Consider the following 22,582-nt stretch of genomic DNA (forward strand, 5'->3'; position numbering starts at 1 on the left):
CCGTCCGACACCGTTCAGCCAAGGAGCAAAATCCGTGAAACGTCTCGCCCTGTCGCTCGTCTTCTCGCTGCTGGCCTCGACAGCCTTCGCCTTCCCGGTCACGGTCGACAGCTGCGGCAAGCCGCTGACTTTCGATGCACCGCCCAAGCGCGCCGTCATCCATGATCTCAACATGGCCGAGATGGCCTTCGCGCTGAAGCTGCAGCCGTCGATCGTCGGCCTGACCGGCATCACCGGATGGTACAAGGTCGGCCCCGAATTCAAGGCCGAGCAGGGTTCCATCCCGGAACTGGCGCCCAAATACCCGACGCTCGAGAACCTCGTCGCCGTCGAGCCCGATTTCTTCTTCGCCGGCTGGTACTATGGCATGAAGCCCGGCGGCGACGTGACGCCCGACACGCTCGCCCCGCACGGCATCAAGACACTGGTGCTGACCGAAAGCTGCGTCCATCTCGACAAGAACCGCCCGGCCGCTTCCATGGACCTGCTCTATGGCGACGTCGAAAAGCTGGGCAAGATCTTCGGCAAGGAGGCGGACGCGGAGAAGCTCGTCTCCGGCTGGAAGGCGCAATTGGCAGACATCACGACGAAAGTCGGCGACCGCAAGGGGACGCGGGTGTTCCTTTATGACTCAGGCGAGGACAAGCCGTTCACAGCCGGAAAATTCGCCATTCCGAACGCCATGATCACCGCGGCCGGCGGCGACAACATCATGGCAGACATGGACACCAGCTGGGGCAACACGGACTGGGAAACCGTGGCGTCGCGCAATCCGCAATTCCTCATCCTGCTCGATTACCAGGATGGCGGCGGCTACAAGAAACTGCTCGATTTCTTGAAGGCCCACCCGGCCATGAAGGAGACGGACGCGGTCAAGAATGAGCGCTTCGTGGCCCTACGCTATGCCGAACTGACGCCCGGGCCGGCAAACATCGAGGCGATCGCCAAGATCGCCAGGGCGATGCATCCGGAAGCGTTCTGATGCTCCTTGCCCCCGGGCATAAATCCGGTGCGCTTTCCCGGCACAAGGCATTCGCGCTGGCGATGGTGGCGGGCACGGTGGCGGTCGTCGCCCTCGTGCTGCTGTCGATCGCCTATGGTTCGACGCTGATCCCGCTGACCGAGGTCATCGCCTCGCTTGGCCATGCCGTCGGGTTGAACGAGCACCAGGTGTCGGGTCCGGTCGGCAAGATCGTCGTCGATCTGCGGCTGCCGCGCACGATCCTGGCGGTCTGTGTCGGTGGCGGCCTCGGCATCACCGGCGCCTTGCTGCAGACGGTGACCCGCAACGATCTTGCCGATCCCTTCCTGTTCGGTCTGTCGTCGGGGGCGGCCGCCGGAGCTGTTTCCGTCATCACTGTCTTCGGTGACAGTTTTGGCATCTGGACCTTGCCGGTCGCCGCCTTCACCGGCGGCATTCTGGCCGCCTGCATCGTCCTGCTGCTGGTCGCACGGGTGAGGGGGCAGGGGCCGGAACGGCTGATCCTCGCCGGCCTTGCCGTCTCCTTCCTGTTCACGGCTCTGACCAACTATCTGGTCTTTGCCGGCGACCAGCGCGCCGCCCATTCGGTGCTGTTCTGGACGATGGGCGGGCTCGGGCTGGCGCGCTGGGACAATGTCTGGCTGGGCGCCTTGGGCGCCGGCACGATTGCAGCCTACGGGCTGTGGAACCATCGCAGGCTGGACGCCTTCCTGTCCGGTGAGAGTGCCGCCGAGAGCCTCGGCGTGCCGGTGGCGCGGATGCGCAGGACGACGTTTCTCGTCGCCGCCTTTTCGACGGCAATTCTCGTCTCGGTCGCCGGCGTCATCGGCTTTGTCGGGCTGATGATCCCGCATCTGTCACGGCCGCTGGCCGGTCCCTTGCATATGCGCCTGATCGCCAGCTGTGCGCTGTTCGGGGCGGTGCTGTTGCTGGCAAGCGATGTTCTGGCGCGAACGCTGCTGCCGCCGCAGGAGCTGCCGATAGGCATCATCACCAGCTCGCTTGGCGCCTTCTTCGTCGTCACGCTCGTCGTGAGAAACCGGCTGTGAACATGGCGGCTGTCTTCGAGGAGACGAGGGCGTTCACCAATCACTAACCAAGATCGCGTTGCGCGACCGTCATGCACATTTGCCGGCATTTGTTGCAATGAGGCATCTTGAATAGTAAGCACGCTTATTATATATAGCGCTCATGGTTTCTGATGGCATAGACAGACTGGGATTTCTGATCCACGACGTGCAGCGTCTGATGCGCAAGCGTTTCGAGACGCGCGCCAGCGGGCTCGGCCTGTCGTCTGCGCAATGGCGCCTGATGGTGCGTGTCGCCAAGGAAGAGGGCGTCACCCAGGCCCGGCTCGCGGAACTGCTCGAAATCGAGCCGATCAGTGTCTCGCGCCTCGTCGACCGGATGGAAGAGGGCGGCTGGATCGAACGCCGCGCCGACGCCGCCGACCGCCGCGTGCGCATGATCTTCCCGACCGCCAAGGCGAGTGCCGCCTATGCCGAGGTCAAGAGCCTGGCCGGCGAAGTCTATGAGGAATCGCTCGTCGGCGTTTCGCCGGAGGATCGCCGCGTCCTGATCAGGGCGCTCGATGCGATGGCGCAGAATCTCGCCGACGGCGATACGTCGGAAAAAGTCGAGCCTACGAAAGGCGCAGTAGCATGAACGCGGTAGCCAAAGTCAACGAAAACGCCGCCAAGGTGGAGATGGAAGCGCCGGCCCAGCCGGCTGCCGCTCCAGTCGCGGTTGCTCCCCCTGTGGAGCCGGTCCCGGCGCCGAAGAAGAAGCGCCGCACGGGCCGCTTCTTCTTGATGCTTGCCTTGCCGGCGGCGCTGGTCATCGGTGGCGGCTATATCTGGGTGACCGGCGGACGCTACCAGGAGACGGAGAACGCCAATCTGCAGCAGGCCAAGGTGTCGATCGCCTCGGACACGGCCGGCCGCATCGTCCAGGTCGCCATAACAGATCATCAGATGGTCAAGCAGGGCGACCTTCTGTTCACCATCGATCCCGAGCCTTATCGCATCGCGCTTGCCCAGGCCGACGCCGCGGTTGCCGCCGCGCGCCTCAATGTCGAGCAGCTGCGCGCCGCCTACAGCCAGTCGATGGCGCAGGAGAAGTCCGCCAGCAGCGAAGTCGACTACGCCCAGTCGCAGTACGACCGCGCCGCCGATCTCGCGCAGAAGGGCATCAACGCCAAATCGTCGCTGGATCAGGCCCGCAACGACCTCGACAAGGCAAAGCAGCAGGTCGCCGTCGCCCAGCAGGGCATCATCAGCGCCAAGGCCGCGCTTGGCGGCAACCCCGACATCGAAACCGACAAGCATCCGACTGTGATGGCCGCGCTCGCCGCGCGCGACAAGGCCGCCTACGACCTGGCGCGGACCACGGTGAAGGCGCCCGCCGATGGCGTCATCTCCCAGGCCTCGTCCTTCAAGGTCGGCCAGTTCGTCGGCTCCGGCACGCCGCTGTTTTCGCTGGTCGAGAGCGATGACACCTGGATCGATGCCAATTTCAAGGAAACCCAGCTCACCAACATGAAGCCGGGCCAGAAGGCCGAGATCGTCGTCGACACCTATCCAGGCAAGACGTTCGAGGCGACGGTCAAGGCGATCGGTGCGGGAACGGGTGCTGAATTCTCGCTGCTGCCCGCGCAGAACGCCACCGGCAACTGGGTCAAGGTCACGCAACGCATCCCGGTGCGCCTGGAGCTGACCGATCCCGACGCCAAGATGGCGCTGCGGACCGGCATGAGCGCCTCGGTCACCGTCGATACCGGCACTGCCCGCGGCTTTCCCGCCATATTCGGCCACGCCACGGCTGGCGAGGTCGCGCAGTAAGTCGGCGGAAGTCCGCGGCACCAGGCGGGTGGAAGCGGACAGCCAAGATTGGTCGGAGGGGAGAGGTGAGAAGGATCAGCATTTGGTTCAAGCCGTGTCGCGGCCTGGCTGAAATCTGAAATCTTCGACACGGACCCTTCGGTCCTCATGTTTCCGGGCGGCAGGCATCCGCTCATCAGAGACTTTCGGTCGATGTAAACCCCACATCGATAATCGCGTCCCACCGCGATGAAGGTCTCTCAACGGAAGGCTTTGCCGCCCGGAAACCCCTGTGTACACGTTTTTGTTACCTGCTGGAAGTTCCGCATCATGAGCATGCAAGAACCATTTCGAGAAGTGCCGCATCGCGGCCTGATCACTGTTGCGCTCATGCTGGCGACTGTCATGCAGGCGCTCGACACCACCATCGCCAATGTCGCGCTGCCAACCATGACCGGCGACCTCGGCGCTTCCCCGGACAACATCAACTGGGTGCTGACCTCCTATATCGTCGCCGCCGCCATCATGACGCCGGTCACTGGCTGGCTCGCCGACCGTTTCGGCCGCAAGGAATTGTTCCTGACGGCGGTGGTCGGCTTCACCATCTTCTCCATGCTGTGCGGCCTGGCATGGAGCCTTGAAACCATTGTGCTGTTCCGGCTGATGCAAGGCGTGTTCGGCGCCGCCATCGTGCCGCTGTCGCAGACCTTCCTGCTCGACATCAATCCCAAGGAGCGCCACGGCCAGGCAATGGCCATCTGGGGCGCCGGCATCATGCTGGGACCGATCCTGGGTCCGACGCTGGGCGGCTGGCTGACCGAGAATTTCAACTGGCGCTGGGTGTTCTTCATCAACCTGCCGGTTGGCATCGTCGCCTTTCTTGGCATGGCGGCCTATCTGCCGGCCGTTGCGCGGCGGGTGCGCAGCTTCGATTTCTTCGGCTTTGCCATGATATCGCTCGGCGTCGGGGCGCTGCAGCTGATGCTGGACCGCGGCGGCGAGGTCGACTGGTTTTCCTCGGTCGAGATATGGATCGAACTCGGCTTGGCCATCACCGGCTTCTGGGTGTTCATCATTCACACGATGACCGCGGACCATCCCTTCATTGATCCGAAGATTTTCCTCGACCAGAATTTCGTGACCGGGCTGGCGTTCATCTTCGTCATGGGTGTGCTCATCCTGGCCTCAATGTCGCTGCTGCCGCCAATGCTGTCGACCATCTTCGGCTATCCGACCATCACCATCGGCATGGTCATCGGTCCGCGCGGTATCGGCACGATGATCTCGATGCTCGTCGTCGGGCGCATCATGGGAAAGATCGACGCCAGGATTCTCGTCGTCATCGGTTTTCTGCTGACCGCGCATTCGCTCTACACCATGGCGAGCTTCACCCCGCAGATGGATAACTGGCTGATTATCAGCTCCGGCGTGATCCAGGGCCTGGGCATGGGAATGGTGTTCGTGCCGCTGTCGACGGTTGCCTTCGCCACGCTCGACGCACGCTACCGCACCGACGCAACCGCGCTCTTCAGCCTGGTACGCAATCTTGGCTCATCGATCGGCGTCTCGGTCGTGACGGTGCTTTTGGTGCGCAACACCCAGATCAACCACGCCGAGCTTTCGGCCTTCATCAACCCGTTCAATCCCAATCTCTGGGCGGTCTCGCCGGCGGCAGCGGGCGGCGATCCGATGGCGCTGTCCATGGTCGATCGCATGGTCAATCTTCAGGCCATGATGATCTCCTACGTCAACGACTTCAAAATACTGATGGTAATGACACTGGCCGCCATCCCGTTCGTCTTCCTGCTGCGCAAGCCGAAGGCTGCGCCGGCCGGCGGCGGCGCGCCTGCAGCGCATATGGACTGAGCCGGCGGCGGGCGGTGCGCCGGCCGTATAGGTGGAGTGGGATTGGCGCGCCGGTTGGTACCGGCCCATAGCCGAAACGGCTTTAGGGAGACGCTATCTGCCGAGCACCAGCGACCAGTAGCGCAGGTCGGGGTCACGTCCGTCGCGGACATAGGCGAGCCCGAAGCGGCTGAAATCCGGGTCGAGTATGTTGCGCCGGTGGCCTTGCGAATGCATCCAGATGTCGAACAGTTTTTGCTGGTCGAAGCGCCCTTCGGCGATGTTCTCGGCCGCGGCGCCCCGCACGCCATTGTCCTTCATGCGCGATGCGAAATCCTTGCCCCAGCCCGTGGTGTGGCTCATGCGCTCCCGCGACGCCATGTAGCCGGCCTGCTGCAGCGCCGCCTGTTCGAGCTGGGCGTCCGGCGCCAGCGGGCCAAGCCCGGCTGTGGCGCGCAAGCCCGCCAGAGTGGCCGTGGCGGAAGAAGAGGCGCCTGCGCCTTCGCCCGTCGGCACAGAGACGGTGCTGCAGGCGGAAAGCGCGGCAATGGCTGCAAGGCCGGCGACCTTGAGCAACGTGCGCCTGTTCGGATTCGGGATTGGGGAGTTTGCAGTTTTCGCGATTGTCATGCCACCCGACATAGTGGCGATCATGGCTTTTGCCGGGCAGGGCGGTAAAAATCTGAGATGGAAATGCGGGTTAACCGCTCATTTCACAAGCGTGATGAGGCGGCTGGCATACATCTCGCGATTTCCAAATACGGCCGCGCAGTCAGTTTTGATGGATGAGTTTCCGGTCATCTGCACGGTCAAGCCAACAAGCCTCAGACAGTCGCCCTGACCGCTCATATCTGAGTTGCCGGCAAAGGATATCGCCGCGTCCGGCGCATAGACGAACCCGCTGATCACGGAATTTGCACCGCCATTCAGTGTCAGGGCCGATGTGTTGCCGCGGTTCTCGAAAATGGTGATGCCAGCGTAGGGACCGCTGGTGGGTGGCGATAGGTTCACCTGTTCATTGGCATTTATGGTGATATGTGAGCCCTCCATGAGGAATAAGGTCACGCCCTGACCGGTCAGGCTGCCGTTGCCGCCGGGTTTCAGGGTGACGCCACGGAAGATGTAGACGCCCGGATTGAGCGTGATGTTTCCCGACAACGTCTTGTCGCAATAGGTTCCGGGCGACAGCGTATAGTTTTTGCCGTTCGGGACCGGCAGGCACAATGTGTAAGCGGGAGGGACGACATCCGCCAGAGGATCGAAAGATGCATATTGATGTTCGAGCGGGGCTCCGCAGGCGAGATTGGCGCTGGGCGGCGAAAGCCCGTACGTGCCGCCGACGGTCGAGACGCAGCCCGCCGAAATCTGCGCGGAACCGCCCCTCCTGACAGCATCGGACGCATCCGAGTTTGCCGCGATGACGCAACTGCTCATGGCGACATCGGTCGAGCCCTGCAGGCTTACTGCGGCCGACGCATGTGGATCGAGCGCCAGAACGCAGGCCTGCGCACCGGGATTCATCTTGACCGTGGCCGAGCGGTGAGCTGGCCATGGGGCCGCGCCATTGATGAAGCTCGGACGGTTGATGCTGGATGAAAGCGAGATGTAATAGGCGCTCGGGTCGCCGCTGGCGGTTGCCGAAAAAGCCGAGACGCTGTCTGCGTTTTCCTGCTGGTCGGCGAGGCTCAAATTGGCCGCAAAGAATGTCAACCCAAGTGCCGCGACATCACTCGCGGCCATGCTGGGTAGGTACTTCGTGCCGATGGCAAGTCCAGCCGCGTCCAGCGAGTTCTGCAATTGCGCGGCGTCGTCACTGGTGCCGGTCAGATCGATCGCGCCGGCCACCACAACCATTATTGGCAGCATCGCTATGGCTGTCGCCATGGCAAAGTTGCCGCGCTTCGAAAGCCAGAAGCCTCTCAATGTGAACATCGTCCGCCGCCAAGGTGTCTGGTCGGCGATCATGTTCCGTGAATTGAGCACTGGCTGCCGGCACAAAAGAAGCGGTCGACAGCAGCCAAGGACAAGGATTTTCCAGGACATGCTGCACCACGTCTCCTTCGGCGTCTCCAACATCGAGCGCTCGGCGGCTGTGCTGGCGCCGCTCGGCTATGTCAGGGTCTGGGATGATTTGAGGCCCGGCGAGCCCGACCAGGCGGTGGGCTAGGGGATTCCTGGCGGCGGCGAAAAGCTGGCGACAAAAGCGTCGCCCGAAAGGGCAGCGCATGCCTGGTCCGAGTTTTCATCTGGCCTTCGCCGGATCGTAAAAGCATCGCGCAATTTCATGCGGCGGCACTTGCTCATGGCGGCCGTGACAACGGCGCCCCCGGGGCCTGCGGCCCGACTATGGGTCCGCATTATTATGCCGCCTTCGTCATCGATCCGGACGGCCATCATATCGAGGCGGTCTTCAACGCGCGGCAGTAGATTCCGCACGGCCGGCTTTTGCCGGCAGGCGATGACAATCCCGTGAGGACCCGACCAAGATCATCGATTCGGCGACAACCCCTGGCAAATCGGCTATGCTGCCACATCTACTAGTGGCAGCTGCGGGCGGCCATCACGGCGGTGACTGCCCCCGACACACGGGAGGATGGTTATGGCCGGCTTTCATGTCATGGCGGACGCCTATGGGATGCATGTGCAGCCCGCGGTGCGCCGCATCACCACGGCGGATCTCTGGGACGCGCTCAGACTCGGTGCCGAGGATTTCTGGGCAAAACCGTCCCATTACGTGTTCCTGTGTTTGATCTACCCGATCGTCGGCCTGATCCTTACCCAGTGGAGCTCGGGTTCCAACGCCATTCAGCTCGTCTATCCCTTGATGTCGGGCTTTGCCCTGGTCGGGCCTTTTGCCGCGATCGGGCTCTACGAAATCAGCCGCCGGCGCGAACTCGGCATGAACACGAATTGGCGCCATGCGCTGGATGTGCGCCGTTCCCCGGCATTGCCGTCGATCGCGGTCATCGGCGTCATGCTGTTTGCGCTGTTCCTGTTGTGGCTGTACACCGCGCAATCGATCTACACCGGCCTGTTCGGCGACCAGCCGCCGGCCTCGATCGGCGCCTTTGTCCGCGACGTGCTGACGACGGGCAAGGGCTGGACCCTGATCCTGCTTGGCAATGCGGCCGGTCTTGTCTTTGCCGTGGTGGTGCTGGCCACAACGGTGATCGCCTTTCCTTTGCTGCTCGACCGCGATGTCGGTGCCGTCTCGGCAATCGAAACCTCGGCCCGGGCGGTGATGGCAAACCCGTTGCAGATGGCGCTGTGGGGCCTGCTGGTTGCCGTGCTTCTGGTGATCGGCTCGATCCCGCTGTTTGCCGGGCTGGCCGTGGTCATGCCGATCCTCGGCCATGCCACCTGGCACCTCTACCGCAAGGTGATCGAGCCGGCACAGATCCGGCCGATCCGCCGGCCGATGTAGCTGGGGCATGATCCCCAAAAGTCGGAACCGGTTTTGCAAGGGGCTCAGCGCTGCGCGTCGGTCGCCATCTTCAGCGCCAGCGCCGTCAGCACGCCTCCCATCATCCAGCGCTGGATGACCAGCCACAATGGCCGTCCGGCAAGGAAGGTGGCGATCGAACCGGCCGTCACCGCGATGATGGCATTGACGGTCAGGCTGATTGAGATCTGCGTCGCACCCAGAACCAACAGCTGCGACAGTACATGGCCTTTGCCGATGCTGATGAATTGCGGCAGCAGCGACAGATAGAGAACGGCCACCTTGGGGTTGAGCAGATTGGTCATCAGCCCCATGGCGAACAGCTTGCGCGGCCTGTCCTTCGGCAGGTCTCGCACCTGGAACGGCGAACGTCCGCCCGGCTTGACTGCTTGCCAGGCAAGCCACAGCAGATAAACCACGCCGGCAAAGCGCAGCGCGTCGTAGGCATAGGGCACGGCGAGCAGCAGCGCCGTGATGCCGAACGCCGCCGACAGCACATAGAACAGGAAGCCGACCGCGACCCCACCAAGCGAGATCAGTCCGGCCTTCGGCCCTTGCGACAGCGAGCGCGAGATCAGGTAGATCATGTTCGGGCCTGGCGTCAGCACCATGCCGAGGCAGACCAGCGCGAAGGCGATATGGTTGGCGGTATCGGGCATTGTTCGTCCCCAAGCACGCCCGCGATGCGATCCCGCGAGCCGCCAATATCTGCCTGTCACGGCAGGCGCCCGCAAGGGCTTGCCGGCACCAGGCGTTGCGCCAGAGGAGCGGTTACGGCATGTCGCTCCAAAGTGCCTCCGGTTTCGGCACAACGACATGCATAAAGAAGGAGCCAAAGCGCCGTTTCGACGCGGCGCGCCTTAGCCGACCACCCGCAGGTTCGACAGTTCGTTGCCGATTTCCTTGAAGTCGTTCGACAGGCTGGCGCCGGTCGCATTCCAGAACAGCTTCGCCGGTTTGCTCGGATCCGTCGGGTCCTTGCGGAAGCGCGAGTCCGACGAGCAGGATTTCAGCGCATCGATCGCCAGCTTGTCGCTGGCCTTGGTCGTCGACAGGTCGAGCGCCACCGTCATCACCATGATGTTGGCCGCCTTGGCGTTGTTGCAAAGCGTTGCCATCTGCTCGTTGAGCGCATTGGTGTAGTTGCCGTTCGAATAGTCGAGCTGACCGATGGCGCTCGACGTGCCCATGAACATGCGGCCGACCGAGGTGCCGTTGTAGCCGGGGTTGAGATAGCCGTAGGACGCATAGGTCGACTTCGAGTTGGCGGGGTCCGAATAGCCAAGCGAGGACGGCGTGTAGTAGGTGTTGGCGCCGTCGGTCAGCACGATCACCACCTTGTCATTGCCTTTTTCCGTTTCCCGGCGCCCTTGCGTGAACGGTTCGCCGCTTGAGACCACCCGCCAGCCCCACGCCATGCCCTCGGGAACATTGGTGCCGCCATTCGGCTGCATCAGGTCGATCGCCGCCTTGATCGAGGTGGCCCCATCGGCGACGCTGACATCGGTCAGTGGTGTGATCGGATTGGTGGTGCAGCTGTAGTTCGGGCCGTTGCCGGCGGGCAGCGCCGGCGCATCGATCGGCCGCGGCTGGAAATATTTGGCCATGTTGCGCAGCCGCGATTGGCCCGTGCCGCTCGTAGGATCGTCGTTCCACCAGCTGTTCACCGCGCCGTAGGTCACCGGGGCGGCCTCGTCGGGATCCTGCGTGAGCTTCCAGTGATTGCCGGGTTCGTCCGGAGCGAACATCGGCACGAACATCGTTGCCGGGTCACCGACGCCTATGCCTGTGTTGGCCGAGCCGCCGGACGGCGAAGCGTCGTTGACATTGTAGGGATAGGGTCGGGCCTCCACGCAGCCTTGCCAGCTGGCGAACGGACCGTAGGAATCGATGTAGTCATATTCGTCGTGGCTGCGTTTGCAGGTGTTGTTCGAATTGTACTCGTCGCAAACCACCCGCTTGCTGTTGATGACACGCTCGTGGTTGGTGACGACCTTCATGTCCCGGTAGAGTGAAAACCGGGTCAGCATCTGCCCTTCCTCGCTGCCCCAGCCGGTGCCGCGTTTGTACCAGATGCCGTTGGTCTGCTGGGCGTATTTGTTGGCCGCATTGAGCGTCGACCAGTCGAAATTCTCGTTCGACACAGGCGACAGGCCCTCCGTGTCCATCCACGAGGCGTTGCCATTGGCGGGGCCGACATTGACCGAAGCGGCAAAGGGCACGAGGCCGAACTGCACCGGCTTGTCGACCTGCTTGATCATGACCGCCTGTTGGGCCAGCGTGTCGACCAGCTGTTTGGACGCTGTCTTGAGAAGATCGATGCGCTTTTGGCCCGAGCCCGTGCCGAGCGTGGTCATCGATCCGGAATTGTCGAGCACCAGGGCAACTTCCAGCGTGTTCTTGAGCCTGACCTGAGAGGTGACACTGAAGTTGATCTTCTGGTTCGCATCGGTTGCCGATTTGCCGACGAGCTGGGCGAAGGCAGGATAGAAATAGGGCTTGTAGGCAAGCTGCGCCGTCATCGTGAGCAGGCCGCCGCCGCTGGTGTTGCTGGGCAAGGTGACGTTGAGCGTCGCGCTGGCTGGATCGATATCGTTCAGGTTGGCATTGAAGAAGTCGAGCGCATAGGCTTTCAACTGGTCGTCGGTCGCGCCTTCCGTCAGCCGGCGCGCCGTGGCGAAGTTGGCGGCGTCGAGCGCATTCGTCACCATCTGCTTTTCGCGGTTCATTTCGGTGAAGTCGACCGCGATCGCCAGGCCGCCCATCAGCGGCACCATCGCCACAACAGTCATAAGAGCATAGTTGCCGCGCCTGTCGCGGCGGAACTGACGCCAAAGTTCATGCATGACTTGCAGCGGCCCCCGCCGGCGAATTCTCGATTGACGCCAGCCTTCCACAAAACGCTGAAGGCCGGGTTTGGGAAACCGCTCTATTGCTTGGTCGACGCTTCACCAAGCGCTAACCAATGCAAGCCTGCGGCCCCGATCCGGTCTAAGGCGAACGCCCTGTCGGGGCAGGGCGTTCGCGGTTTGGCGATCAGCTTCCGAATTTCCGGATCATTTTTCCAAAATCGATAATCGGTGAGGGTCGTGTCATAAATCGTTAAATTTCATGTTGCCGTAATATGTCCAAGGTTGAGCCGCCCTTTCAACGCGCGTTACCCAAACGCTGTCCAGTGGTGCTTTGGGCGCCAACGGATAGCGCCGTTTGAGCGCACAGGGGCGCCTTCGCGTCGATCCCCCGGCGAAACCTGGTGACAGCATGGATCGGTTCGGATAATTCGAACCCGCTGTGGCGAACCGTCGGCCGCGGCGCTCGCAACGCTCATATTGAAGGAAACGGCATGGCGGATTCGCCTGACATCGTCGGCTCGCTCGAAGACGTCTCAAAAGCCTATTCGGCAATTCTTTGCGATGTCTGGGGCGTGGTGCACAATGGCGAATGGCATTTTCCGGCGGCTGCAGGGGCGCTGGCCAGGGCAAGGGCAGCCGGTATTCCCGTTGTTCTCATCACCAATTCGCCCCGCCGCAGCGCCGATGTCGTGGCCCAGATGAGTGTGATCGGCGTTCCGCCGTCAGCCTACGACCGAGTGGTGACCTCGGGCGACGTGACCCGCGACCTGATCGCCGAAGGCCCGCGCAAGATCTTCCACATCGGCGCCGACCGCGATCTGACCCTCTATGACGGCCTCGATGTCGACCTCGTCGAGGAATTCGAGGCCGCCGGCGTCGTATGCACCGGGCTGTTCGATGACGAGGTCGAGAAGCCTGAGGATTATGCCGACCTTTTGCACCGGTTGCGTGCCAGGAACCTGCCATTCATCTGCGCCAATCCCGATATCATGGTGGAGCGCGGCGAGCGCATCATCTGGTGCGCCGGCGCCCTGGCGCGCGACTATGCCCAGCTCGGCGGCCGCACGCTGATCGCCGGAAAGCCCTACGCGCCGATCTACGACCTCGCGATGAAGGAGGTGGCGGAGGTGCTTGGCCGGCCGGTCGAGCGTTCCCGGGTATTGGCCATCGGCGATGGGATGATGACCGATGTGAAGGGCGCCGCCGACAATGGTTTCGACGTTCTCTATGTCTCCGGCGGCATCCATGCCCGCGACTATGGCGATGCATCCCGGCCGGATCCGGCCAAGCTCCGGCTCTTCCTGGAGCGGCACGGCTATCGTCCCGTGGCCGTCATGGTCAGACTGCAGTAGGTGGCAATGGTAGGCTTCCAGCATCTTTCGGCGACCGCGCCGCTGCCTGCCGATCTACGTGGCGGCGTTGTCGCGATCGGCAATTTCGATGGCGTCCACCGTGGCCATCAGGCGGTGCTCGAACGGGCGTTGGCCGAGGCAGTGCAGCGTGATGTTCCGGCCCTGGTGCTGAGCTTCGAGCCGCATCCGAGAAAGGTCTTCCGGCCTGACATCCCGCTCTTCGTGCTGACGCCGCCGCCGATGAAGGCGCGGCTCTTGTCCTTGCTGGGCTTTGCCGCGCTCGTCGAGCAGCCGTTCACGCGCGACTTCGCCGCGCTGTCGGCGGAAGCCTTCGTCACCGACGTGCTGGAGAGGACGCTCGGCATCACCCACGCCGTGACCGGCTTCGATTTCCATTTCGGAAAGGACCGCCAAGGCGGACCGGCCTATCTGATGGCAGCCGGCGAACGCCATGGCTTTGGCGTCACGCTCGTCGACGCTTTTCGCGACGAGGGCGCAGAGGTGGTTTCGTCGAGCCGGATCAGGGCCTTGCTCTGCGATGGCGAGGTGGCGGAGGCCGCCGGTCTGCTCGGCTATCGCTTCACGGTGGAAAGCGAGGTCGTCGGTGGCCAGCAGCTCGGACGCACGCTCGGCTTTCCCACAGCGAATATGAGGCTTCCCGCGGAAGCCACCCTCAAGGAAGGGATCTATGCCGTCCGCTTCCGGCGCGCCGACGGTACTTTGCATGACGGCGTCGCCAGCTTCGGCCGCCGCCCGACCGTCGACGACAATGGCGCGCCGCTTCTGGAAACCTTTGTCTTCGATTTTTCCGGCGATCTCTATGGCGAGACCAGCGAGGTCTCGTTCTTCGGTTTCCTGCGCAGCGAGATCAAATTCGACGGCCTCGATGCATTGGTGGTGCAGATGAAGCGCGATGAAGCCGAAGCCCGCGCGCTGCTGGCCGGCGTCAAGCCGCTTTCGCAGCTCGACGCGGCCATTGCCTTCTGATTTACTTTTTCAGCGCCAGTCCGATGGCGATGAAGCTCCAGCCCTGGAAGATCAGGTCGATGGCCAGGAACATGCCGAGCACCCACAGGCTGTTGACCGGCCACCCCATGGCGATGATCAGGCCGGCAAGCACGCTGATAAGGCCGGCCACGACGATCCAGCCCCAGCCCTGTTCCGGACGGTGACTGAAACCGACCCAGGCCCGCAGCGCGCCGGAAGCGACGAGCGCAACGGCCAGCAGGAAGGTCAGCACCGCCGAAGCCAGCAGCGGATTGTCGAAAGCGAAAAATCCGGCGATCGCATAAAGCAGCCCGCTGAGCAGCCAGTAGAAGAAGCGGCCCCAGGTCTTGACCCCGAAAGCATGCATGATCTCGATGATGCCGGCCACCAGCATCAGCCAGCCGACAACATAGACGGAAGCCACCGTGGCGATGAACAGATTGCCGAAAGCAATGCCGCCGAGGATCAGCAGCACCACGCCCAGGCCGACAAACCACCCCCACCTTTCCCGCGTCTGGCCGATCGCGTTCTTCAGGGCATCGCCTTGCAAGGTCATGATCCATCTCCCTCCACATCTGGCCGCGCATCCTGCGGTCGAAGGAGGGTAATCCCAATGGCATTACCCGTCTAGCGCGGTGGCTATTGCAAAGGCGCGGCGAAGCTGGTGTCATCCCGCTTTGCATCAGGGAGGTATGACAATGAAGCGATCCCGTGAGCTCGCCCTGTTTTCCTCAACTCTCGCCCTGTTCGCTGCCACTGCGGCTTCCGCATTCGCAGCGCAGCCCGGCGATCCGCCGAATGGCATCACCAAGATAGAAACGGTGGTCGTCATCTTCGCCGAGAACCGCGCCTTCGACAATCTCTATGGCCATTTTCCCGGTGCCGAAGGCATCGACAAAGCCAGCCAGGAAAGCCTACAGCAGCGCGACCGCGACGGCTCGGTGCTGTCCGAACTGCCGCCGGTGTGGGACGGGCTGACCGCCAAGGGCGTCACGCCGCCGGTGACGCAGGCGATGACCGAGCACCTTCCAAACGCGCCGTTCACCGTGAACGACGCGAAGGGTTTCAACGTGCCGCTCAGCGTCACAACGCACGATCTCTGGCATCGCTACTACCAGAACCAGATGCAGATCAACGGCGGCAAGAACGACATGTTCGTTGCCTGGGCCGATTCAGGCGCCATGCCAATGAGCAACTGGGACGCTTCCAAGACCGACATGTGGGCGGTCGCGCAGAAATACGTGCTGGCCGATCATTTCTTCATGGGTGGGTTCGGCGGCTCGTTTTTCAACCACCAATGGCTGATCTGCGCTTGCGCGCCTTACTACGCCGATGCCGACAAGAGCCCGGCCAAACCGTCGATTTCGGTGACGGATGATAGCGGCACAGCGCTGAAGATCGCCGACAATTCGCCGAAATCGGCGCGCGACGGCATTCCGAAATTTGTCTCCGATGGCAATCTGACGCCGGATTTCCACGCGGTGAACACGATGCAGCCGCCGTACCAACCGAGCGGCACCGATCCGGCGCCTGGCGGCGACCCGCTCCTTGCGGATCCGGCCAAGCCCACCACGCTGCCGCCCCAGACGGAGCCGACCATCGGCGACATGCTTAGCCTCAAGCACATCAGCTGGGCATGGTATTCGGGCGCCTGGCAGTACACGCTCGACCACGGCAACAAGTCGCCGATTCCGAATTTCCAGTACCACCACCAACCGTTCAACTATTATGCCAATTACGCGCCGGGCACCGAAGCCAGGCGCGAACATTTGCGCGACGGTGGGCTGGGCGGCGTTAGCTTCATCCAGGCGATCGACGACGGCGCCCTGCCACAGGTCTCCTTCTACAAGCCGCAGGGCAATGTCAACGAGCATTCCGGCTATGCCGACATCGAGGCCGGAGATCGCCATATCGCCGACGTCGTCGCCCATCTGGAGAAAAGCCCGCAATGGCAGCATATGCTGGTCGTCGTCACCTATGACGAGAATGGCGGCATCTGGGATCACGTCGCTCCGCCCAAGGGCGACCGCTGGGGGCCGGGCACCCGCGTCCCCGCCATCATCGTTTCGCCCTTCGCCAAGCACGGCTATATCGATCAGACGCCCTATGACACGACTTCGATCCTGCGCTTCATCACCGAACGCTTCGAACTGCCGGTGCTGCACGGCATCGTGGTTCGCGACAGGGCCGTCGCCGCGCATGGCGAACCGCCGCTCGGCGATCTTACCGCCGGGCTCGACCTCAATTGAAGGCCGGTGTCCGTAGGAAAACGATGAACGCTGACGGGATCGTCGCCCTTGTGACCGCTGCCGGCATCGAGCTTACCGACCGCCGCCGTAACGCCAAGGGCGACGGCTGGTCGCTAAGCTTTGCCAACGGTGCAACGGTGGAGGTGGGTGACGACGGATCGGCACGCATTGCCGGCAAGGGCAGCAAGACCGTGAGAGGGCTGCTGGACCTGCCGAGTGCGTCGCGCCGCACCTGATCCGGCGCGGCCGGACACAAGGTTGGCAGACGCAACTGTTACGGATGTTAAGTCAAATTTTACCGAACTGGCGCCATGGCTTGAGCGATGCCGGGTGTTTGTTCCGGCGTGTTTCGCGTATGGGGTATCGATGCGTATTGTCCGGGCGATTCCGCTGCTTCTGACCGCCTCCTTGCTGGGCGCTTCCGCGGCCGAGGCCGGCGACGGCCCCTTCGGCTGGCTGTCCGGCGACTGGTACCTGACCGTTGGCGCCACGGGCATGGTCGCGCCCAATTTCGAAGGCGGCAAGAAATACATGCTCAGCGCCCAGCCCATCATCTCCCTGGGCAAGGCCGGTCCCCAGGCTCGCTTCACCTCGCGCAACGACAATATTTCGCTGGCGCTGGTCGATGATGGCGGTGTCCGCGCCGGTCTGACCGGCAAGTTCCTGTTTTCGCGCAGCAGCGACGACGAACTCGAGGGACTCGATCCGGTGCGCTGGGGCGGCGAAGTGGGCGGCTTCTTCGAATTCTATCCGACGGACTGGATGCGCGCGCGTGCCGAATTGCGGCATGGCATCCGTGCCCATAACGGCTTTGTCGCCGATATCGCCGCCGACGCCTTCTACGATGTGACGCCAACCGTCAGGATTTCGGGCGGCCCGCGCGTGTCCTTCGCCTCGGCCAACTATTTCGACGCCTATTATGGCGTCAATGCGCAGGAAGCCGTGGCCTCGGGCCTGAGCCAGTACAATCCCGGTGGCGGCCTGAAATCCGTCGGCCTCGGCGGTGCGGTGACCTGGAAGGTGACCGATCCGATGACCGCCAGCCTGTTCGGCGAATATTCGCGCCTGGAGGGGCCGGCAGCCGATTCCAGCCTGGTCAGGGAGCGCGGCGACCGCAACCAGTTCATGGTCGGTGTGTCGACCACCTATCGCTTCGACTTCAAGATGTAGGCGAATCGAACGAGACGCTTTATTCCTGCGTCCATCTCCGCTAAAAGCCACGCGATGATGAGCTTTTCGCGCCTTTTCGCGATCGCGATACGAATTACTGGCCCGGTGTTCCGGGTGGCCTGAGCGCCGCCGGAACCGCCGGGAGTTTCGCGCGCGCCCTCGCGCTTTTTTTCAGAACATCGACGCATATCGCCCCAAAGTGGGTCCGGTTTTGGGAAACGATATGCGTCAATCAAAGACCTCAACGCCCGGGCTTTGTGCCGACGGGCTACGCAGATGGCAGATCAATGACCGACACTGTTGAAACGATCGACTATTCCAAGACGCTTTATTTGCCGCAGACGGATTTCCCGATGCGCGCCGGCTTGCCTGAGAAGGAGCCGGTGCTGGTCAAGCGCTGGCAGGACATGGACCTCTACGCCAAGCTGCGTGAGAGTGCGGCCGGCCGCACGAAATATGTGCTGCATGACGGCCCGCCCTACGCTAACGGCAACATCCATATCGGCCATGCGCTGAACAAGATCCTCAAGGATGTCATCACCCGCTCGTTCCAGATGCGCGGCTATGATTCGACCTACGTGCCAGGCTGGGACTGCCACGGCCTGCCGATCGAGTGGAAGATCGAGGAGCAGTACCGCGCCAAGGGCAAGAACAAGGACGAGGTGCCGGTCAACGAGTTCCGCAAGGAATGCCGTGAGTTCGCCGCGCACTGGATCACGGTGCAGGGCGGCGAATTCCAGCGGCTTGGTGTCATCGGCGACTTCAAGAACCCCTATACGACGATGGCTTTCCACGCCGAATCGCGCATCGCCGGCGAACTGTTGAAATTCGCCCTGTCGGGCCAGCTCTATCGCGGATCGAAGCCGGTGATGTGGAGCGTCGTCGAGCGCACCGCATTGGCCGAGGCCGAGATCGAGTACCAGGACTATGAGTCCGACACGATCTGGGCGAAGTTCCCGGTGGCCAATCTTGTCGTCGCCAATGTCGTGGACGGGCAGCCGGCGGAGCTCAATCCGGACCTGAGCGACCGGTCGCTGGATCTGCTGGACGCCCATGTCGTCATCTGGACGACGACGCCGTGGACCATCCCGGGCAACCGCGCCGTCAGCTATTCGCCGCGCGTCGCCTATGGGCTCTACGAGGTGACGGCGGCCGAGAATGCCTTTGGCCCGGAGCCGGGTGAGAAGCTGATCTTCGCCGACGCGCTGGCCGCGGAAAGCCAGGCCAAGGCAAAGATCACCTTGAAGCGCCTTCACCACGTCAGCGCCGAACAGCTTGGAAATCTTGTGCTTTCACACCCGTTCAAGGGTCTCGGCGGCGGTTACGAGTTCCCGGTGCCGATGGTTGCGGGCGATCATGTGACCGACGATGCCGGCACCGGCTTCGTCCACACCGCGCCCGGCCACGGCCGCGAGGATTTTGACGCCTGGATGGACGCCGCACCCCAGCTGCGCGCACGTGGCATCGACACGGTGATCCCCTTTACTGTCGACGATGCCGGCTTCTTCACCAGGGATGCGCCAGGCTTCGGCCCGGATCGCGAGGGCGGGGCGGCGCGTGTCATCGACGACAATGGCAAGAAGGGCAACGCCAACCAGGCCGTCATCGACGAGTTGATCAAGCGCAACGCGCTCTTCGCGCGCGGCCGCCTGAAGCACAGCTACCCGCATTCCTGGCGGTCGAAGAAGCCTGTGATCTTCCGCAACACGCCGCAATGGTTCGTCTACATGGACAAGGACCTCGGCGACGGCACGACGCTGCGCAGCCGCGCGCTGAAGGCCATCGACGACACGCGCTTCGTCCCAGCTGCCGGCCAGAACCGCATCCGCGCCATGATCGAGGAGCGCCCCGACTGGGTGCTGTCGCGCCAGCGCGCCTGGGGCGTGCCGATCGCCGTCTTCGCCGACGAGGACGGCAACGTGCTGAAGGACGAGGCGGTCAACCAGCGCATCATGGACGCCTTCGAGGAAGAGGGCGCCGACGCCTGGTTCGCGGCCGGCGCCAAGGAACGTTTCCTCGGCAACCACGATGCGTCCAAATGGAAGCAGGTGATGGACATCCTCGACGTCTGGTTCGATTCGGGCTCGACGCATGTCTTCACGCTGGAGGATCGCCCTGACCTGAAATGGCCGGCCGACGTCTATCTGGAAGGCTCCGACCAGCACCGCGGCTGGTTCCACTCCTCGCTGCTCGAAAGCTGCGGCACCAGGGGCAGGGCGCCTTACGACACCGTCGTCACCCATGGCTTCACCATGGACGAGGACGGACGCAAGATGTCGAAGTCGCTCGGCAACACGGTGGTGCCGCAGGACGTCATCAAGCAATCCGGCGCCGACATACTGCGCCTGTGGGTGGTGACGACGGACTATTGGGAAGACCAGCGGCTCGGCAAGAACGTGCTGCAGACCAATATCGACGCCTACCGCAAACTGCGCAACACCATTCGCTGGATGCTGGGCACGCTCGCCCATGACGATGGCGAGACCGTGCCGCTGGAAGCGATGCCGGAGCTGGAGCGGCTGATGCTGCATCGGTTGGCCGAACTCGACGAGGTGGTGCGCCAGGGTTACGACGCCTTCGAGTTCAAGCGCATCACCCGCGCGCTCGTCGATTTCATGGTGGTCGAGCTGTCGGCCTTCTATTTCGACATCCGCAAGGACGCGCTCTACTGCGACGCGCCGTCGAGCGTGAAGCGCAAGGCGTCGGTGCAGGTGGTGCGCCATCTCTTTGACTGCCTGGTGAAATGGCTGGCGCCGATGCTGCCCTTCACCATGGAAGAGGCCTGGCTCGACCGGCATCCAGACGCCGTATCGGTGCATCTCGACCAGTTCCCGGAAATTCCGGCGGATTGGAAGAATGAGGCGCTGGCGGAAAAATGGCGCAAGGTGCGGCAGGTGCGCCGCGTCGTCACCGGCGCGCTCGAGATCGCGCGTGCCCAGAAGGTGATCGGCTCCTCGCTGGAGGCGGTGCCGGTGGTCACCATCAACGACGCGGCGCTCGAGGCGGCGATAGCGGACGTCGACATGGCTGAGATGGCGATCACCAGCGATCTGGTCATTGCTCATGGCCAGGCGCCGGAAGGCGCCTTCACCCTCGATGATGTCAGGGGCGTCGCCGTGGTGGTCGAGAAGGCCGAGGATCGCGGCCTCGTCAAATGCGCGCGTTCCTGGCGCTACACGGCCGATGTCGGGCAGGATCCTGCGTTTCCCGATGTCTCAGCACGCGATGCCGCCGTGCTACACGAGCTGAAGGCGCTCGGCCGGCTTTAGGTGCATGTCGCCCAAAACTTTGCCGCGCGATCAATAGTGCACAAATGCCACGCCGGACGGTGCAAATCCGCCCGTGCGTTGCCCTTAACGAGCGGTTGAGGTAAACACGCGAAACTCCGGAAGACAAATTGTCGCCGGATTTCCGTCGCAAGTGCTTGGACGATGGGGACCGGTCATAAGACCGGTGGCGATCGAGAGGCTGTCTAGAGTGGGACTTTTTGGCATGACCGAGAGATATAAGGTGCGCCTTGCGCTGCTGGCGCCGCTTGTCGCATCGGGCCTCGCTTTATCCGGCTGCATGGGCTCTCCGACCTATGGCACCGACAAGACCGCCGCCGAACAGCTGGCAGGCGATCTCACCGGCGCCGTTTCCTTCGCGCCCAAGCACAAGGATCCGATCGACTACAAGCCCCGCCCCACCTTGGTGAAGCCCGCTCCCGGACAGAAGGAAGCGCTGCCTGCACCACAGGAAAGCATCCAGACGGCAAGCGCTCAATGGCCCGAATCGCCAGAGCAGCGCCGCGCGCGCCTGCGCGCCGACGCCACCGCCCACCAGAACGATCCGGGCTATCAGGCTGAGATCGTCGACGATGTGCAGACCGATCCGGCGTCGGTCAAGAAGGCGATGGCGGATTCAGGCTCCAGCCACCCGCCGGCCTGGACACCCGCTGACTCCGACAAGGGTCGCGCCGCCGAGATCCAGCGTCGTCTTGCGGCGAGCAAACAGGGCGACCCCAACACCCGCAGATATCTGAGCGAGCCGCCATTGGCCTATCGCGTTGCGGCCGACTCAGCGCCGCAGAACGAACTCGGCGAGGACGAATACAAGAAGGAACGCCGCCTGAAGAGAGAGGCGGAAGGCAAGAAGTCCGGCTGGTTCGACTGGTTGCCGTCCCTCTAGAGCAAAGTGTGAACGGTTTCCCGGGAAAAGCGCGTAGCGCTTTCCCTAGGGAATTGCGTCAAGACAAAGAGCCTAAGAACGGCCGCGCTGCCCTTTCGGGCGGCACGGCGCGGTTCAGTCGCGACGTTCCTTGAAAAAATCCTTCAGCAGCAGAGCGGCCTCGGTCTCGCCCATGCCCGGATAGATGTCGGGCGTATGGTGGCAGGTCGGCGAGGCGAAGAAGCGCACGCCATTGACCACCGCACCGCCCTTTTCGTCGGGGGCGCCGAAGTAGAGACGGCGTAGCCTGGCGAAGGAGATGGCGCCGGCGCACATGGCGCAAGGTTCCAACGTCACATAGAGATCGTGGCCGGTCAGCCGCTCGCTTGAGAGTTTGCCGCAGGCTTCGCGTATGACCAGCATCTCGGCATGCGCCGTCGGGTCGGCAAGCTCGCGGGTGCGGTTGCCGGCTTTTGCAACGACCGTGCTGCCGTTGGCGATGACAGCGCCGACCGGCACTTCGCCGCGCAAGGCCGCCGCTTCGGCCTCCTTAAGGGCCAGCGCCATGAAATCCGGCCGCTTCACGCGGTTTCCATTCCGATTATCTCCTCGCCACTCAGGCGTGATCCTGTTATGGAGCGCATCAACCCGAAAATCGGACTCGATTTTCGGAAAAGATCATGCGCCAAATCAAAGTGCTACAGCGTTCGTTGCGCGCCCGAAAGGATGCGCCAC

Annotated in this window: 19 protein-coding genes and 1 pseudogene; 14 read left to right on the top strand and 6 right to left on the bottom strand. The window is 63.0% G+C overall.

The features are described 5' to 3' along the window. The first annotated feature begins 34 nt into the window (after positions 1–34). The 5 genes from MAFF_RS33445 (at position 35) to MAFF_RS33465 (ending at position 5,667) form a co-directional block, all read left to right on the top strand. Positions 35–982 (top strand): ABC transporter substrate-binding protein, encoded by a 948-nt coding sequence (locus MAFF_RS33445; RefSeq protein ID WP_010915454.1) that lies wholly within the window; start codon positions 35–37, stop codon positions 980–982. After that, on the top strand, positions 982–2,031 hold the full coding sequence (locus MAFF_RS33450) for a FecCD family ABC transporter permease (protein WP_010915455.1): 1,050 nt from the start codon (positions 982–984) through the stop codon (positions 2,029–2,031). The genes MAFF_RS33445 and MAFF_RS33450 overlap by 1 nt, the downstream gene beginning before the upstream one ends. A gap of 142 nt (positions 2,032–2,173) precedes the next feature. Beyond that, positions 2,174–2,647, top strand: a complete 474-nt coding sequence (locus tag MAFF_RS33455) for a MarR family winged helix-turn-helix transcriptional regulator (RefSeq protein ID WP_010915456.1) — start codon at positions 2,174–2,176, stop codon at positions 2,645–2,647. Continuing rightward, entirely contained in the window at positions 2,644–3,822 is a 1,179-nt protein-coding gene (locus tag MAFF_RS33460; protein ID WP_032929768.1) for an HlyD family secretion protein, read from the top strand. Before MAFF_RS33455 ends, MAFF_RS33460 begins: the two co-directional genes overlap by 4 nt. A 309-nt stretch (positions 3,823–4,131) precedes the next feature. Then, a complete protein-coding gene (locus MAFF_RS33465) occupies positions 4,132–5,667 on the top strand; it encodes a DHA2 family efflux MFS transporter permease subunit (RefSeq protein WP_010915458.1) in 1,536 nt (511 codons plus the stop codon). A 93-nt stretch (positions 5,668–5,760) separates the two neighbouring features. Here MAFF_RS33465 and MAFF_RS33470 read toward each other — a convergent pair whose 3' ends face one another. Both MAFF_RS33470 and MAFF_RS33475 read right to left on the bottom strand, forming a co-directional pair. Then, on the bottom strand, positions 5,761–6,276 hold the full coding sequence (locus MAFF_RS33470; RefSeq protein WP_010915459.1) for a CAP domain-containing protein: 516 nt from the start codon (positions 6,274–6,276) through the stop codon (positions 5,761–5,763). 78 nt (positions 6,277–6,354) lie between these two features. Then, entirely contained in the window at positions 6,355–7,578 is a 1,224-nt protein-coding gene (locus tag MAFF_RS33475; protein ID WP_044551673.1) for a pilus assembly protein TadG-related protein, read from the bottom strand. A 109-nt stretch (positions 7,579–7,687) separates the two neighbouring features. Here MAFF_RS33475 and MAFF_RS33480 point away from each other — a divergent pair. Next, positions 7,688–8,073 (top strand): annotated as a pseudogene (locus MAFF_RS33480) (VOC family protein). Positions 8,074–8,245: 172 nt separating this feature from the next. After that, the gene (locus MAFF_RS33485) at positions 8,246–9,070 is read left to right on the top strand and encodes a DUF2189 domain-containing protein (protein WP_044551676.1); all 825 of its coding nucleotides are present in this window, start codon (positions 8,246–8,248) and stop codon (positions 9,068–9,070) included. 44 nt (positions 9,071–9,114) lie between these two features. Here the strand turns inward: MAFF_RS33485 and MAFF_RS33490 are convergent, their stop codons facing one another. Both MAFF_RS33490 and MAFF_RS33495 read right to left on the bottom strand, forming a co-directional pair. Continuing rightward, on the bottom strand, positions 9,115–9,747 hold the full coding sequence (locus MAFF_RS33490; RefSeq protein WP_010915463.1) for a LysE family translocator: 633 nt from the start codon (positions 9,745–9,747) through the stop codon (positions 9,115–9,117). A gap of 201 nt (positions 9,748–9,948) precedes the next feature. Next, positions 9,949–11,934, bottom strand: coding sequence for a TadE/TadG family type IV pilus assembly protein (locus tag MAFF_RS33495; RefSeq protein WP_193364001.1), 1,986 nt, complete (start codon positions 11,932–11,934; stop codon positions 9,949–9,951). A gap of 497 nt (positions 11,935–12,431) precedes the next feature. Here MAFF_RS33495 and MAFF_RS33500 point away from each other — a divergent pair, with 497 nt between their 5' ends. Next, positions 12,432–13,292, top strand: coding sequence for a TIGR01459 family HAD-type hydrolase (locus tag MAFF_RS33500; RefSeq protein WP_010915465.1), 861 nt, complete (start codon positions 12,432–12,434; stop codon positions 13,290–13,292). Positions 13,293–13,298: 6 nt separating this feature from the next. Next, positions 13,299–14,279, top strand: a complete 981-nt coding sequence (locus tag MAFF_RS33505; RefSeq protein ID WP_010915466.1) for a bifunctional riboflavin kinase/FAD synthetase — start codon at positions 13,299–13,301, stop codon at positions 14,277–14,279. 1 nt (position 14,280) lies between these two features. Here MAFF_RS33505 and MAFF_RS33510 read toward each other — a convergent pair whose 3' ends face one another. After that, a complete protein-coding gene (locus MAFF_RS33510; RefSeq protein ID WP_010915467.1) occupies positions 14,281–14,835 on the bottom strand; it encodes an HdeD family acid-resistance protein in 555 nt (184 codons plus the stop codon). A 136-nt stretch (positions 14,836–14,971) separates the two neighbouring features. On the opposite strand from MAFF_RS33510, the gene MAFF_RS33515 reads away from it, so the two are divergent. From MAFF_RS33515 to MAFF_RS33535, 5 genes are all read left to right on the top strand, one after another. Next, positions 14,972–16,528, top strand: a complete 1,557-nt coding sequence (locus MAFF_RS33515) for an acid phosphatase (protein ID WP_044550152.1) — start codon at positions 14,972–14,974, stop codon at positions 16,526–16,528. Positions 16,529–16,551: 23 nt separating this feature from the next. Further along, positions 16,552–16,764 (top strand): hypothetical protein, encoded by a 213-nt coding sequence (locus MAFF_RS33520; RefSeq protein ID WP_010915469.1) that lies wholly within the window; start codon positions 16,552–16,554, stop codon positions 16,762–16,764. Positions 16,765–16,894: 130 nt separating this feature from the next. After that, positions 16,895–17,698, top strand: a complete 804-nt coding sequence (locus MAFF_RS33525) for a MipA/OmpV family protein (RefSeq protein WP_032929781.1) — start codon at positions 16,895–16,897, stop codon at positions 17,696–17,698. A gap of 287 nt (positions 17,699–17,985) precedes the next feature. Next, the gene (gene ileS, locus MAFF_RS33530) at positions 17,986–20,967 is read left to right on the top strand and encodes an isoleucine--tRNA ligase (RefSeq protein WP_080512000.1); all 2,982 of its coding nucleotides are present in this window, start codon (positions 17,986–17,988) and stop codon (positions 20,965–20,967) included. A gap of 223 nt (positions 20,968–21,190) precedes the next feature. Continuing rightward, the gene (locus tag MAFF_RS33535) at positions 21,191–21,868 is read left to right on the top strand and encodes a hypothetical protein (protein WP_080512001.1); all 678 of its coding nucleotides are present in this window, start codon (positions 21,191–21,193) and stop codon (positions 21,866–21,868) included. A 114-nt stretch (positions 21,869–21,982) separates the two neighbouring features. Here MAFF_RS33535 and MAFF_RS33540 read toward each other — a convergent pair whose 3' ends face one another. Beyond that, the gene (locus tag MAFF_RS33540) at positions 21,983–22,432 is read right to left on the bottom strand and encodes a nucleoside deaminase (RefSeq protein WP_010915474.1); all 450 of its coding nucleotides are present in this window, start codon (positions 22,430–22,432) and stop codon (positions 21,983–21,985) included. Positions 22,433–22,582: the final 150 nt, after the last annotated feature.

It is taken from the genome of Mesorhizobium japonicum MAFF 303099, from assembly GCF_000009625.1.
Lineage (GTDB): Bacteria > Pseudomonadota > Alphaproteobacteria > Rhizobiales > Rhizobiaceae > Mesorhizobium > Mesorhizobium japonicum.